Annotated in this window: 17 protein-coding genes; 8 read left to right on the top strand and 9 right to left on the bottom strand. The window is 67.2% G+C overall.

Going from position 1 to position 14258, the window contains the following annotated elements:
• The first annotated feature begins 172 nt into the window (after positions 1-172).
• Positions 173-1147, top strand: a complete 975-nt coding sequence (locus CXR42_RS03885) for a DUF808 domain-containing protein (protein ID WP_103256170.1) — start codon at positions 173-175, stop codon at positions 1145-1147.
• A 54-nt stretch (positions 1148-1201) separates the two neighbouring features.
• On the top strand, positions 1202-1705 hold the full coding sequence (locus CXR42_RS19700) for a DUF2934 domain-containing protein (RefSeq protein WP_245875331.1): 504 nt from the start codon (positions 1202-1204) through the stop codon (positions 1703-1705).
• Here the strand turns inward: CXR42_RS19700 and CXR42_RS03875 are convergent.
• Together CXR42_RS03875 and tkt are read right to left on the bottom strand one after the other, a co-directional pair.
• On the bottom strand, positions 1702-2829 hold the full coding sequence (locus CXR42_RS03875) for an HPP family protein (protein ID WP_245875330.1): 1128 nt from the start codon (positions 2827-2829) through the stop codon (positions 1702-1704). The two genes, CXR42_RS19700 and CXR42_RS03875, sit on opposite strands and share 4 nt — an antisense overlap.
• Before the next feature lie 127 nt (positions 2830-2956).
• Complete coding sequence (gene tkt, locus CXR42_RS03870) at positions 2957-4972, bottom strand: transketolase (protein WP_103256169.1); 2016 nt, start codon at positions 4970-4972, stop codon at positions 2957-2959.
• Between the two features lie 234 nt (positions 4973-5206).
• Between tkt and CXR42_RS19450 the strand changes: the two genes are divergently transcribed.
• The 3 genes from CXR42_RS19450 to CXR42_RS03850 are packed head-to-tail and all read left to right on the top strand — an operon-like array spanning position 5207 to position 6414.
• A complete protein-coding gene (locus CXR42_RS19450) occupies positions 5207-5728 on the top strand; it encodes a hypothetical protein (RefSeq protein ID WP_180995959.1) in 522 nt (173 codons plus the stop codon).
• 3 nt (positions 5729-5731) lie between these two features.
• Complete coding sequence (locus CXR42_RS03855) at positions 5732-6097, top strand: cell division protein ZapA (RefSeq protein WP_103256167.1); 366 nt, start codon at positions 5732-5734, stop codon at positions 6095-6097.
• Positions 6094-6414, top strand: coding sequence for an MliC family protein (locus CXR42_RS03850; RefSeq protein WP_103256166.1), 321 nt, complete (start codon positions 6094-6096; stop codon positions 6412-6414). Before CXR42_RS03855 ends, CXR42_RS03850 begins: the two co-directional genes overlap by 4 nt.
• Before the next feature lie 147 nt (positions 6415-6561).
• Here the strand turns inward: CXR42_RS03850 and grxD are convergent, their stop codons facing one another.
• The 7 genes from grxD to CXR42_RS03815 all read right to left on the bottom strand — a co-directional run bounded on the left by grxD (position 6562) and on the right by CXR42_RS03815 (position 12050).
• A complete protein-coding gene (gene grxD / locus CXR42_RS03845; protein ID WP_180995998.1) occupies positions 6562-6921 on the bottom strand; it encodes a Grx4 family monothiol glutaredoxin in 360 nt (119 codons plus the stop codon).
• 311 nt (positions 6922-7232) lie between these two features.
• Positions 7233-7457, bottom strand: coding sequence for a hypothetical protein (locus CXR42_RS03840; protein ID WP_103256165.1), 225 nt, complete (start codon positions 7455-7457; stop codon positions 7233-7235).
• Positions 7458-7461: 4 nt separating this feature from the next.
• A complete protein-coding gene (locus CXR42_RS03835) occupies positions 7462-7773 on the bottom strand; it encodes a hypothetical protein (RefSeq protein ID WP_103256164.1) in 312 nt (103 codons plus the stop codon).
• Positions 7774-7787: 14 nt separating this feature from the next.
• On the bottom strand, positions 7788-8024 hold the full coding sequence (locus CXR42_RS03830; protein WP_103256163.1) for a BolA/IbaG family iron-sulfur metabolism protein: 237 nt from the start codon (positions 8022-8024) through the stop codon (positions 7788-7790).
• 30 nt (positions 8025-8054) lie between these two features.
• On the bottom strand, positions 8055-8552 hold the full coding sequence (locus CXR42_RS03825) for a GNAT family N-acetyltransferase (RefSeq protein WP_103256162.1): 498 nt from the start codon (positions 8550-8552) through the stop codon (positions 8055-8057).
• Positions 8552-10714 (bottom strand): phosphoribosylformylglycinamidine synthase subunit PurL, encoded by a 2163-nt coding sequence (gene purL / locus CXR42_RS03820; protein WP_103257009.1) that lies wholly within the window; start codon positions 10712-10714, stop codon positions 8552-8554. Before purL ends, CXR42_RS03825 begins: the two co-directional genes overlap by 1 nt.
• A 430-nt stretch (positions 10715-11144) precedes the next feature.
• Complete coding sequence (locus CXR42_RS03815; RefSeq protein WP_103256161.1) at positions 11145-12050, bottom strand: LysR family transcriptional regulator; 906 nt, start codon at positions 12048-12050, stop codon at positions 11145-11147.
• Positions 12051-12244: 194 nt separating this feature from the next.
• Here CXR42_RS03815 and murI point away from each other — a divergent pair, with 194 nt between their 5' ends.
• The 3 genes from murI to CXR42_RS03800 are packed head-to-tail and all read left to right on the top strand — an operon-like array spanning position 12245 to position 14258.
• The gene (murI, locus tag CXR42_RS03810; protein WP_103256160.1) at positions 12245-13057 is read left to right on the top strand and encodes a glutamate racemase; all 813 of its coding nucleotides are present in this window, start codon (positions 12245-12247) and stop codon (positions 13055-13057) included.
• Positions 13054-13518, top strand: a complete 465-nt coding sequence (locus tag CXR42_RS03805; protein WP_103256159.1) for a hypothetical protein — start codon at positions 13054-13056, stop codon at positions 13516-13518. The genes murI and CXR42_RS03805 overlap by 4 nt, the downstream gene beginning before the upstream one ends.
• Entirely contained in the window at positions 13515-14258 is a 744-nt protein-coding gene (locus CXR42_RS03800) for a DUF1684 domain-containing protein (protein ID WP_103256158.1), read from the top strand. Before CXR42_RS03805 ends, CXR42_RS03800 begins: the two co-directional genes overlap by 4 nt.

Here is a 14258-nt window from a genome sequence, read left to right as displayed (position 1 = left end):
TGCCGTTCGATCTGATCCGGCAATAGCCGCTGCCGCCCGTCACGCAAGATGAAAAGCGACGCTAAATCAGCATGTTAGCGCAATCTTCGCCTGTTTGCGCTAACCCTGCGCGGCGCTTTGCCTTCTCGCCCCATCCGCGCTACACCTTCCGGGCAACAGCAGGAGCAGGGGCATGAGCGGACTTCTGGCGCTTCTCGACGACGTGGCGGCCATCGCCAAGGTGGCGGCCTCATCGGTCGATGACATCGCGGCGGCCGCGGCCAAGGCGGGGACCAAGGCGGCGGGCGTGGTGATCGACGATGCCGCCGTCACGCCGAAATATGTCCACGGCTTTTCGGCCGACCGCGAGTTGCCGATCATCTGGCGCATCGCGCTGGGATCGCTGAAGAACAAGCTGATCATCCTGCTGCCCGGCCTTCTGGCGCTGGACTATTTCGCGCCCTGGGTGATCACGCCGCTTTTGATGCTGGGCGGGGCCTATCTCTGCTTTGAAGGGGCGGAAAAGCTGGTCCATGCCTTTGCCCCCCATGCCGACCACGCCGTCGAAGCCGATTTCGACACCAAGGACCCCGCCCACCTGGAAGAGGAAAAGGTCGCCGGCGCGATCAAGACCGACTTCATCCTGTCCGGCGAGATCATGACCATCGCGCTGGCCACCATCGAGTCGCCCAGCTTCTGGATGCAGGCGATCACCCTGGCGGTGGTCGGCACCTTCATCACCGTCCTGGTCTACGGCGCGGTCGCGCTGATCGTGAAGATGGACGATGTCGGCCTGCACATGGCCGCCACCGGCCGCACCAGCGGGGGCAGGGCGCTTGGCCGGGGCCTGGTGCTGGCGATGCCAAAGCTGATGGCGGTCCTCTCCACCGTCGGGACCGCGGCGATGCTGTGGGTCGGCGGCAATATCGTGATCCACGGTCTGGAGGTCACGCATCTTTGGGCCTGGCCCTATCAGACCATCCACCACGCGGCCGAGGTTGTGGCCCATGCCGTGCCGGTCGCACAAGGGTTCGTCGAATGGCTGGTGACCGCCGCGCTGGATGGGGTGTTCGGCCTGATCCTGGGCGTGCTGCTGATCCCGGTCGCCACCCGGGTCATCGGCCCGCTCTGGTCTGCCGCCACTGGCAAGAAGGCTGCCGGCCACTAAGGGAACCCCGCCTCTGGTCCCGGCGTTTAGCTTGGGACAGAAAAGGGGGCCAGCATGGACCGCAGTGATTTCGAAGCCTGGGAAACCCGCATCCGCGCGAAGGCCGAGCAGCTTTGGCGCGACGCCGGCCGGCCGGATGGCGGCTCGAAGCCCTATCTCGCCCAGGCGCGTGAGCTGATCGCGCTGCAAGAGGTGCCGCTTCCCACCCTCGACCCCGAGGAAGAGGCCGAACCGGTGATCGAGGAAGCCTCGATCCAGGGCAACCTGGGCGAATTCCCCACGCTGACCGACCAGGGCGAAGAACAGACCTATCCCCATGCGCAGGACGACGACGGCCCGCGCCTGTCGGACGGGGACGCCTCGGCCGACGGTGGCGTCCTGCCGCTGGACGAAGAACCGTCCGAGGATCTGCCCGAGGTCTCGGAACCCGAAGGCGACGTGACCTCAAGTTCGATCAATGCCGGGGACGGGCCGCAGAACCCGGACCTGAACGACGACGGCATGCCCGACCGCGAACATCTGGACGACGACGGCACCCGCAGCGCAACTGCGCGCTAGGCCAGCGCCAACCGCTGCGCCAGGGCCGAGACCAGGTCCGTCCGTGTCACGATGCCCAGGATCGCCGCGCCTTCGACGACCGGAACGGCCTCGGCCCCGCCATCGGCCAGCAGCGGCAACAGCGCGCCAACGGGCGTCGCCGGCGTCACCTGCGGCACGCCGGTCGTCATGATCTCGCTGGCCCGCGGCGGTCGCGCCCGATGGGTGTCGATCAGCCGGGCCAGCGCCGAGATCAGGCTTTTGTGCTGGCGAAAGGCATCCTCGCGCGCCCGGCGGATCAGGTCGATCTGGAAGATCACCCCCAGCAGCCGCTCGCCCTCGACCACCGGCAGAGAGGTGAAGCCGCGCTTGCGGAAGATATCCGCGACCTGGCCCAGCGGGGCCTCGGGCCCGACCGTCACCAGGTCGCGCGACATGATGTCGGCCGCGGTGAACCCCTCCATCCGCCGCGCGGCCGCCGCCTGTTCCGCCGCACCCACCAGACGCGCAAGGTCGGCCACGCCCAGGTTGGCGGACTGCCGATACTCGTTCAGGATCGCGGCCAGTTCTGCCGGATCAAGTCCGATCCGCGCTTCGGGCGTCGGGTCCTGCGTGCCATGCGCCCCGGGCTGCGCGGGCTGGCGGAACGGATAGACCCGACCCACCGCCCGGTTCCACACCATGCCGACGCCCACCAGCAGCGCCGATCCGGCCATGACGGGGACAAGCGTCAGGTGCCAGTCAAGCGAGCCGTTCATCTCGACCAGAAAGGCCACCGCGCCACCCGGCGGATGCAGGGCGCGTCCGGCCAGCATGGTGATGATCGCCAGGCCCACCGCCAGCGGCGCGACCCAGGGGCCTTGGGGCAGGGCGGCCAGCAGCGCCAGCGCGACCAGCGCCGACAGCGTATTGCCCGCGATCACCGACCAGGGCTGCGCCAGCGGGCTGTTCGGCACGGCATAGATCAGCACGGCCGAGGCGCCCAGCGGCGCAATCAGCCAGCCCAGCCCCAGCCCCTGCAAGGCCAGCCCTGCCAGAACCAGCCCCAGCGCCGCCCCAAGGCTTGCCCGGACCAGGTCCACCGTCTTGGGGCCCGTCATCGCCGGGCCGAATCCCCGCCAGTCCATCTTCCGCCGCTCATCCATTCAGGCGAACCTGACCTGACCGCCGGCAAATGAAAAGCCCAACCGGGCACGGCTCTCAGGCACGGGGCCAGCGCCAAATGCAAAGCGGCGGCCCGAGGACCGCCGCCTGCTCAATTGACGCCAAGGCTCAGAGCAGCGCCTTGGCTGCCGCGACGGTCGCCTCGGCGGTGATGCCGAACTCGGCATAAAGCCGTTCCATCGGGGCCGAGGCACCGAACGAGGACATGCCGACAAAGCCTGCCTTGCCCTCACGCCCCCGCTCGCCCAGAAGCCAGCGGTCCCAGCCCATGCGGACCCCCGCTTCCACCGCCACCCGGACCGGGCCGGGCGGCAGAACCTTGCGGCGGTAAGCCTCGTCCTGCGCGGCGAAGAGCTCCATCGAGGGCATGGAGACGACGCGGGTGCCGATGCCTTCGGCCTCCAGCGCATCGCGGGCCTTCAGCGCGATTTCCACCTCGGACCCCGTGGCCATCAGGATCACCTGACGCTTGCCCGTCGCTTCAGCCAGCACGTAAGCGCCCTTGGCGACCATGTTGGTGTTGGTATGGGTCTTGCGCACGGCGGGCAGGTTCTGCCGCGACAGCGCCAGCACCGTGGGCCGGGTCTTTTCGGTCAGGGCGATTTCCCAGGCTTCCGCCACTTCGACCAGGTCTGCGGGGCGGATGACCAGCGTGTTCGGCGTGGCGCGGCTGATCGCCAGATGCTCGACCGGCTGGTGGGTCGGCCCGTCCTCGCCAAGACCGATGGAGTCATGCGTCATCACATAGACCACCGGAATCCCCATCAGCGCCGACAGGCGCATGGAAGGCCGGGCATAGTCGGTGAAGCACATGAAGGTGCCGCCATAGGGCCGGACGCCGCCATGCAGCGCCATACCGTTCATCGCGGCGGCCATGCCATGCTCACGGATGCCGAAATAGACGTAACGGCCCTTGCGATCTTCGGGGGTAAAGACGCCCAGATCGGCCGTCTTGGTGTTGTTCGACCCGGTCAGATCGGCCGAGCCGCCGATGGTCTCGGGCAGAACCGGGTTCACCGCCGCCAGCACCTTTTCGGATGAGGCGCGGGTGGCCAGCTTCGGCAGGTCCGCAACCGCCTGCTTCTTCACGCCACGGATGATCGAGGCCAGCTTGGCCGGGGCCTCCAGCGCGAAGATGCGGGCGAACTCGGCCTGCTTGGCGGGGGACAGGGCGGCCAGCCGCGCCTCCCACTCGGTGCGGGCCTTGGCGCCCTTGGCCCCCAGCGATTCCCACCACTGCTTGATGTCGGCGGGCACTTCGAACGGCCCGCCCTTCCAGCCGTAACCGTCCTTGGCCGCCTGCAACTGCGCCTTGTCGGTCAAGGCACCGTGGCCCTTCGACGTATCCTGCGCCGCGTGGCCGATGGCGATATGCGTCTTGCAGGCGACCATCGCGGGGCGGGGGCTGGCCTTGGCGGCCGTCAGCGCCCGGTCGATGTCCGCCGGATCATGCCCGTCGCATTCGAACACATCCCAGCCCGAGGCGGCGAAACGCGCCTTCTGGTCGGTCACGTCGGCAATCGACACCTTGCCGTCGATGGTGATGCCGTTGTTGTCCCAAAGGACGATCAGCCGCGACAGTTGCTGCTTGCCCGCCAGACCGATGGCCTCCTGGCTGACGCCCTCCATCAGGCAGCCATCGCCCGCGATGACCCAGGTGTAATGGTCCTGGACCTTGGCCCCCCAGCGGGCGCGCAGGGATTCCTCGGCCATCGCGAAGCCCACGGCGTTCGAAATGCCCTGGCCCAGCGGCCCGGTCGTCGTCTCGACCCCCGCGACATGGCCGTATTCCGGGTGGCCCGCCGTGATCGCGCCCCACTGGCGGAAGTTCTTGATCTGCTCCAGCGTCATGTCGGCATAGCCGGTCAGGTACAGCAGCGAATAGATCAGCATCGAGCCGTGGCCCGCCGACAGGATGAACCGGTCGCGGTCCGCCCAGCGCGGGGCCTTCGGGTCGAACTTCAGGTGCTTTTCGAACAGCACCGTCGCCACATCGGCCATGCCCATCGGCATCCCCGAATGGCCCGAATTGGCAGCCGCCACCGCGTCCAGCGTCAGGGCGCGGATCGCGGTCGCGCGCATCCAGTGGTCGGGGTGCGTCTGGCGGAGGGTCTGGATGTCCACGGGGCGGCTTCCTTCGACAAAGGGGCAGGGGCTTTGGCCAAGCGTCCTAACGGTGGCACCCGGCAAGATCAAGCTTGGACCCCAAGGCATTGGGAAGAAAGGCCCGTCGCCTTTGCCGGGTTTCACGCTAAGATCGCCCTTGACCCGCCGGACCCGATTCGGACACTGGCGGCAGGCAGGCTTGATCCCGAAAATCCGGGGGGCCAGGGTCCAGGACGTGCAGAAGGGGTGGCGATGCAGGAAATCTCGCAGCTAGAACAGCGGATCACGGCCGCGCTGGAACGGATCGCCAAGGGTGTGGACCGCATGGCCACCGCGCCGCGCCCGGCACCCGTGGCCGCGACGCCTGCCCCAGCACCCGCACCGGCCCCAGCACCCGCACCGGCCCCCGCCGCCGATGCCACCCTGCGCGCCCAGCTTGAGGAAGAGAAATCCCTGACCGCCCAGCTGCAGGAACGCCTGCGCAGCGTGAAGGAGCGTGAGTCGAAGGGCGACCAGCAGGACAAGATCGACCGGCTGACCCAACAGCTTGACGTCCAGGGGCTGGAGTTGCAGCGGATGCGCCGCACCAATGCCGCGCTGCGCGACCAACTGGCCGCCCTGCGCGCCGCCCAGGCCGCCGGCGTCACCGAACCCCAGCTGATCAACAAGGCCATGGCTGCCGAACTTGACGCCCTGCGCGCCCTGCGCCTGACCGAAATGGCCGAGATGGACGAGATCCTCGCCGCGCTCGAGCCCCACCTGACAGAGGCCTGACCCATGCCCGAGCTTGAAGTCACCATCGGCGGCCGCCCCTTCACCGTCTCGTGCCAGCCGGGGGAAGAACACTTCCTGCGCTCGGCCGCGGGGATGCTGGATGCCGAAGCCACCCCGCTTGTCGCCCAGCTTGGCCGCCTGCCCGAAGCGCGGATGCTGCTGATGGCGGGCCTGATGCTGGCGGACAAGACCGCCGCGGTCGAGGACGAGATCCGCACCCTGCGCGCCCGCTTGGCCGAGTTGGAGGCCCGCCCCGTGGCCACCCGCGACGTGGCCGTGATCCCGCCCCAGGTGACCGAGACCCTGGCCGAGATCGCCGCCCGGGCCGAGGCGATGGCCGCCCGCGTCGAAGAACAACTCAAGGCATGAGGGCGCTCTGGCTGCTGGCGCTTCTGCCCTCGGTCGCGGCCGCGCAGGATTTCTCGGGCCAGACCTACACCTGCGACCGCGACGTCCAGGTTCCGGCGACCTATGTCACCACGGCCGAGGGCAGCCTGGTCGTGATCCATGTTGACGGCCACCAGATCACCCTGCTTGGCGAACCCGCCGCCTCGGGCGCGCGGTACGGCTGGCCCTCGGACGGGTCGAACTACGTCTGGTGGACCAAGGGCGACACGGCAACGCTGTACTGGAAAACGCCCGAGGGCGAGGACCCCATCCTCAACTGCACGGCCGCCCAGACCTGATCCTGCCCCAAGCACGAAACGAAAAAGCCCCGCCGAAGCGGAGCCGAAACCGACGTGATGGGTCTTTTCACAGCTCGTCGATGACTGCGTCACTCCTCGCCGGGGCCCGCCCGACGAGAAGACGCAGTCGCACGAGGAGGCAGCGCCTCAGGCGTTCGCTTCGCGGATCTTGTCCGCCGCAGCCTTGTCGAAGGCCACGCCCTTGGTCTCCAGCAGCTGGTCCAGCTCGCCCGAGAGGGTCATCTCGGTGACGATGTCGCAGCCGCCCACGAACTCGCCCTTCACATACAGCTGCGGGATCGTCGGCCAGTCGCTGAAATCCTTGATCCCCTGCCGGATCTCGGCATCGGCCAGCACGTTCACGTCGGCGAATTCCACGCCCATGAAGTTCAGCACCCCCGCCACGCGGGACGAGAACCCGCACTGTGGCATCATCTTGGTGCCCTTCATGAACAGCACCACGTCATTCTTGCTGATCGTCTCGCGGATCATGTCCTCGGCGCTCATCGTCGTCTCCTTTTCACTCCCGGCCGCGCCCATCAGGGCTACCGGGTCAACGTCCAACGGATCCCGGGCAAGGACCCACTCATTCATCGCATCATCGCCTGCCGCATCGCGACTGTCCATATAGCGCCCGATGCCGGATTGCCGCGCCGCATGGTCGCGCGCCAGTTGCTCGGCCTCCGCTTTCACTTCCCGGTGTCGCGCCGGGTCGGCGAAAGCCCAGGTCGGCACGCCCAACTGCACGGCACCAGTCTGCATCAAGGACTGCACGACAGCCGACACGGACTTGTCCTGCAGCGCATCCTTGTCCCGGCTCACGGACGCGGGTCCTCATCCGCTGCGGCGGGCGAACTGCGCCCGGCCAGATAGGCCGCCATCCGGCGTTCGGTCTCAAGCGTTGCAGCCTGACGTCGCTCAAAGTCCTCGTCCCTTGGCGCGGCCCCGGACCTGCGCTGCTTGCGGCTGCGCAGCATGGTCACCACGCCGACCAGCGTCATCGCCACCGGAATCAATGTGCCAAGACCGCTTCCCGTCGCCATCCGCTTATAGCATCCCCAAATCCTGCCCCAGCACATAGGCGGCCCCAACCACGCCCGCAAGGATCAGCAATGTCAGCGGCGCGCGCAGGGCAGGGGTCGTCTCCGTCATGGCGCGCAGGCGGGCAAGGCCCACCAGCAGCAGCACCAGCATCCCGCCATGCAGCACCGCCTTGAAGCCCATGTACCAGCCCGGCAACTGCTCGGCGATCTCGCCCGGTTCGGGACGCTCGATCCACCCCATCGCGGCAAGAAACAGCGCGCCGACCGCCAGAACCGTTACACCAAGCCGTTCCTGTCGTGCCTTGTCTGCCGCCATTGCCGCTCCTCCGGTCAGTCGGGTGCCTTTGTCGTCAGGGCCAGCGCGTGGAGTGCGCCGTTGGGTCCGTCCATCCGGCCCTTCAGCGCCGCATAAACCGCGCGCTGCTGCTGGACGCGGTTCAGGCCCCGGAAGGACTCGTCGATCACCTCGGCCGCGAAATGCGCGCCGTCATCGCCCTGCACGCTGATCTTTGCATTCGGGAAGCTTTCCCGGATCAGGGCTTCGATGTCGCGGGCGTCGATGGGCATGGCCGAGGTCTCCTTCTTCTCCCCTCAACCCTAGGCTTCGGCCCGTCCCGGTTCAAGAGCCTCCCAATCGGCCCGCATCAGCCCAAGGATGTGCAGATCGACGACGCGCCCCAGAACGGGGCGGAACCAATGGCCGCGCAAGGTGCCCTCCAGCCGGAAGCCCGCGGCGACATAGGTCTTGACCGCCCGGGGATTCTCGGCGCTGGCGTCCAGCCACAGCCGCGCGGCGTTCAGGTCGCGAAAGGCGTGGTCAACCAGGGCGGCAAAGAAGGCCCGGCCGTGCCCGCCGCCCGCAGGGTCCAGCGCCAGACGGAACAACTCCACCACGCCTCCGGGGCTGTCGAGGCCATGAAAGATCGCAAAGCCCCGGGCCGGGCCTGACTCCCAGATCACCAGGTCCGAGGCGGGACTCGCGATCCAGGCCAGAAGCTGCGCCTCATCCGCATCGCCGATGAAGGGCGCATAGTCCGCCCGAGTGGTCAGGCCACGGATAAAGGGAATGTCCCCCGCCGTGGCCCGCCGCAGCATCAGACCCCGACCATCTCGGCGAATGCCGTGCGGTAAAGCCGCGACAGCGCGTCGAGGGGGGCCACATCGGCCCCGAAGGCCACCGCATCGCCGCCGAAGCGGCCCACGATCGCCACCGGCACCCCCGCCGCTTTGCCCGCCGCCAGCAGCGCCTCGGCATCCGCAGGTGCGGCCGCGAGCAGATAGCGCGCCTGGTCCTCGGCAAAAAGCGTCGCCGTGTCGCCCGCGTCCAGCGCCAGGCCCAGCCCGGCCGCTTCCGCCATCTCGAAGGCCGCCAGCGCCAGCCCGCCATCCGACAGGTCGCTGCACGCCCGGATCAGCCCGCGCTGCGCCCGCACGAACTCGCCATGCGCGCGTTCCGCCGCCAGGTCGACGGGCGGAGCGTCCCCGGCCTCGATCCCGAAGGCCTCGGCCAGCAGGGCCGACTGGCCCAGATGCCCCTTCGTCTCGCCCACCAGCAGCGCAAGGTCGCCGGCCACCGGCTTGCCCGCGATCAGCTCGTCCAGGCTGGCCAGCAGACCCACCGCGCCGATGGTGGGGGTCGGCAGGATGCCCTTGCCGTCGGTCTCGTTGTAAAGGCTGACGTTGCCCGACACGATCGGCATGTCCAGCGCGATGCAAGCCGCGCCGATCCCCTGCAGGGCACCGACGAACTGGCCCATGATCTCGGGCTTTTCCGGGTTGCCGAAGTTCAGGTTGTCCGTCGTCGCCAAGGGCCGCGCGCCCACGGCACAAAGGTTGCGGAAGGCTTCCGCCACCGCCTGCTTGCCGCCTTCGACCGGGTTCGCCTTCACATAGCGCGGCGTCACGTCCGAGGTGAACGCCAGCGCCTTGCCGGTCCCATGCACCCGCACCACGCCCGCCGGCAGGCCCGGCGTCACCAACGTATCCGCGCCAACCTGCGCGTCATACTGCTCATAGACCCAACCCTTGTGGGCATAGCTGGGCGAGCCGATCAGCGCCCGCAACCCGTCCATCGCACCAATCGCCGGCACCTCGCCCAGCGGCTCAGCCGCAGGCGTCGGCACCCAGGGCCGGTCATATTCCGGCGCGCTGGACGACAGCTTGGACAGGGGAATATCCGCCTTCACCTCATTGCCGTGCAGGATCAGGAAGCGGTCCTCGGCAATCGTCTCGCCGACGATGGCAAAGTCCAGGTCCCATTTGACGAAGATCGCCCGCGCTTCCGCCTCGCGCTCGGGCATCAGCACCATCAGCATCCGTTCCTGAGACTCGGACAGCATCATCTCATAAGCGGTCATGCCGGTCTCGCGCTGCGGCACGTCATCGAGTTGCAGCTTGATCCCGAGGCCCCCCTTGTCGCCCATCTCGACTGCCGAGCAGGTCAGCCCCGCCGCGCCCATGTCCTGAATGGAAATGACCGCACCGCTGGCCATCAGCTCCAGGCACGCCTCCAGCAGGCGCTTTTCGGTGAAGGGGTCGCCGACCTGCACGGTCGGGCGCTTTTCCTCGATCGTGTCGTCGAACTCGGCGCTGGCCATCGTGGCCCCACCGACGCCATCCCGGCCCGTCTTGGCCCCCAGATAAACGACCGGCATTCCGACGCCCGAAGCAGCCGAGTAAAAGATCTTGTCCGCATCCGCGAGACCCGCCGCAAAGGCGTTCACCAGACAATTGCCGTTGTAGCTGCGGTGAAACCGCACCTCGCCACCCACCGTCGGCACGCCAAAGGCGTTGCCATAGGACCCCACGCCCTCGACCACACCCTTGACCAGATGCGCGGTCTTGGGATGGTCCGGCAGCCCGAAGGACAAGGCGTTCATCGCCGCAATCGGCCGCGCGCCCATGGTGAACACATCGCGCAGGATGCCGCCCACGCCCGTCGCGGCACCCTGATGCGGCTCGATGTAGGAGGGGTGGTTGTGGCTCTCCATCTTGAAGATCACCGCCTGCCCGTCGCCGATATCGACGACGCCCGCATTCTCGCCCGGCCCGCAAATGACCTGCGGTCCCGTGGTCGGCAGCTTCTTCAGATGGATCTTCGACGACTTGTAGGAACAATGCTCGTTCCACATCGCGCTGAAGATGCCCAGTTCGGTGAATGTCGGCTGGCGCCCCAGGATGCCCAGCAGACGCTCCCACTCATCGGGCTTGATCCCGTGGCTGGCAACCAATTCCGGCGTGATCGCGGGCTCTTGCATGGCATCCCCTCTGGCAGCATGGCCCGCCTCATAAGCGATCACCGGGCGAAGGGCAAACCACCGCATCCGACCGGGGCGACAATTTTTCGCAGAAAAATTGTACCCCGGCTTCAACCGATGTCGAAATCGATGCGCGCCCTGCGTCTTTGGTCCAGGATTGCCGGCACGTCTGCCCGCAAAAGGCAGGGCCGGGTCGAGACGGGCCAGACCCTGCCGCCTGCCTTCAGGCCCGCCTGCAGCGACTGGCGCAAAAAAAAGGCCGAGCTTAACGCTCGGCCAAGTCCAACAGGGAGGTACGAAGGGGCGAGAGCACGCTCACGCCGCTTCGAGGAAGCAAATAGGCCGGGCTGGTGACGCAAACAAGTGCAGGTTGCCCGCAAATTCGGCATTCCCGATATGCACTTGCTGCATGGCAGCAATTCGCCGCCGATCAGGCCGCCGCGTCCTCGGCCTGACGCCGGCGGAAGGCCATGATCTCTTCGGTCACGAAATCCCGGAACGCGGCGACCCGCTTGGAATGGCGCAACTCCTCGGGATAGGCCAGGAAAACCGGCACCTCGGCGCTTTCCACATCGGGCAGCACACGCACCAGGTTCGGGAAATCCTCGGCCAGGTAGTCCGGCAAGACACCCACACCCAGATGGTTCAGCACCGCCTGCAGCACCCCGAAATAGTTGTTCACCGTCAGGGTCGAGGGGATGTCATGCGTCATCAACTCGGCCACCAGCAGGGCCCCCGCCGCGACCTGAGGCGTCCCGGCATGCTGCGCGATCAGCCGGTGACTGCTGAAATCGTCCATCGTCTTGGGCGTGCCGTGGCTGGCCAGATACTCCGGCGTCGCGAAAAGCTGCATCTTGATGTTCATCAGCCGCTTGCGGATCAGGTCGGCCTGGCTTGGCTCTTTCATCCGGATCGCCACATCCGCCTCGCGCATCGGCAGGTCCAGGACCCGCTCCTCCAGCATCAGGTCGATCTTCAGCGCCGGGTACTTCTCATACAAACGCGCCAGACGCGGGGCCAGCCACAGCGTGCCGAACCCCATCGTCGTCGTCACCCGCAACTCGCCAAAGACCTCGTCCTCGCTGTCGCGGATGCGCGCGGCGGTGGCGTCCAGCCGCTTCACCATCTGCGTGGTCGCGTCATAGAGAAGCTCGCCCTGTTCCGTCAGGATCAACCCCCGCGCATGGCGGTGGAAGAGCGTGACATTCAGGCTTTCCTCCAGCGCCCGGATCTGCCGGCTGACGGCGGATTGCGACAGGTGCAGCACGTCGCCCGCATGGGTCAGGCTGCCTTTCTCCGCCACCGCGTGAAAGATCCTCAGCTTGTCCCAATCCATGCCCGCCCCCCTTTATCCGCCACTGATAACCCTAACATGACCGCCCCTAGATAGGGAAACGCCTTCACATGTAAACCCCGGCCCGCCTTACCCCGGCTGCATCCGGCTTGGCCCTTTCGTCGGCCCGCGCTCCGTCCTATGATCGGTCCCAAGGCAGGATGCGCCTGCAACAGGCACCAGCGAAAGGGGCAGGCATGGCGGTGGGAGTGTTCGATTCGGGCCTTGGCGGGCTCACTGTTCTGGATGCGCTGACAAAGCGCCTGCCGGACGTCCCCTTCGTCTATTTCGGCGACAATGCCCATGCCCCTTACGGCGTCCGCGACCATGACGACATCTTTGCCCTGACCTGCGCCGCCACCGAACGCCTCTGGGCCGAGGGCTGCGATCTGGTCATCCTGGCCTGCAACACCGCCTCTGCCGCCGCCTTGAAGCGGATGCAGGAAACCTGGGTCCCGGCCGACAAGCGCGTCCTTGGCGTCTTTGTTCCCTTGATCGAGGCGCTGACCGAACGCCAGTGGGGCGACAACTCCCCCCCGCGCGAGGTGGCCGTCAAACACGTCGCCCTTTTCGCCACGCCCGCCACTGTCGCCTCCCGCGCCTTCCAGCGCGAGTTGGCCTTCCGCGCCATCGGGGTGGACGTTGAGGCGCAGCCCTGCGGTGGCGTGGTCGATGCCATCGAACAGGGCGACGAGATCCTGGCCGAGGCCCTTGTCCGCTCCCATGTCGAGGCGTTGAAACGCCGGATGCCGAACCCCGAGGCCGCAATCCTGGGCTGCACCCATTACCCCTTGATGGAAAAGGTCTTTGCCGATGCCCTGGGGCAGGGCGTCAAGGTCTATTCCCAAGCCAACCTCGTGGCCGAGGCGTTGGCCGACTACCTGACCCGCCGCCCGCAATTCCTTGGCTCCGGCACGCAGTCGAAATTCCTGACCACGGGCGATCCGGCCTATGTCTCGAACAAGGCGACACAATTCCTGCGCCGGAAGATCACGTTCGAGGCGGCATGAACCGGCTTGGTTTCCGCCCGGTAGAGGTTGAGGGCTCCTCTTTCCTGCGCTGGATGGCCTGCATCGATGACCAGGCCCTTGCCGATGCCGTCAGGGATTTCGAAGCTTCTGAGGGGTTTGATGTGCAGGGCGGATATGGTGGCGTGCCCATCCGGATCGCCAAAGACTCCATCGATGCCAGCAACAAGGATTTTGCCAGGATGAACCCGGTGTTCCGGCCCACGCAGGGTGAGCAAGTGATCTTGCTGGAATGCGTCTGCGGCGTCGAGGGATGCTGGCCCCTGCTGGCACGTCTGACGGTCGATGATGCCCGGGTGGTCTGGAGCGACTTCTGCCAACCCCATCGCCCCGATCGGGACTATACCGGGTTCGGTCCGTTTTCCTTTGATCTTGCGGACTATGCGCGCGCGATCCGGTCCGTTCTGCGCGACGCCTCGCACCATGGCAGGGTAGGCCGATGATCCCCTTGTCCGACCACCGCGCCGCCCGGCTGGCCGCGCTGACCGCGCCGGACGGCTGGTTGAACCTTGTCGCCCGCATCGACCTTGTCCCTGGCCGGCATCAGGTGGGCGCCGCGCAGGACGTGCAACTGCCTTCCGGTCCCGACCTGCTGGGAACGCTTGACCTGACCGCGACCGGCGCCAGCTTCGCCCGGCCGGGTGAGGCTCCGCTTCCCTTCCAGCCCGTACCGGATGCCTTCCCGCAATTGCGCGTCGATCCATTCCTGCTGGAAATCCACACCGTCGACGGCATCCCGGCGCTTCGCGTGCGCGACCTGACCCTGCAACCGACCATCGCGCTGCGCTATTTTCCCGAAGCCCCAGACTGGACGATCCGCGCAAAATGGGAAAGATTCGCCCCGCAAGCTGCGGAAATCACGATGAAAGACGGCTCCACCGCCGCCGTGACCCTGACCCACCGCGCCACGTTCCAGCATCAGGGCCGGACCGTCACGCTTACGCCAACGCATTGGAAAGCGGCCAAGCCTATGTTCGTCTTTCGCGACGCCACGGCGGGCGAGACCTATCCGGCCGCCCGGTTCCTCTTTGGCGAGGACGTCACCGAGACGGAAATCACGCTGGACTTCAACCGCGCCGTCAACCCGCCCTGCGCCTTCACCGATTTCGCGATCTGCCCGCTGCCGCCGCCCGGCAACGTTCTGCCCTTTCGGATCGAGGCCGGCGAACTGGCCCCGACCTGA

Source organism: Tabrizicola aquatica (assembly GCF_002900975.1).
GTDB classification, from domain to species: domain Bacteria; phylum Pseudomonadota; class Alphaproteobacteria; order Rhodobacterales; family Rhodobacteraceae; genus Tabrizicola; species Tabrizicola aquatica.
Note: the sequence above shows the minus strand (reverse complement) of the source record. Positions and strands in the feature narration are given on the sequence as shown.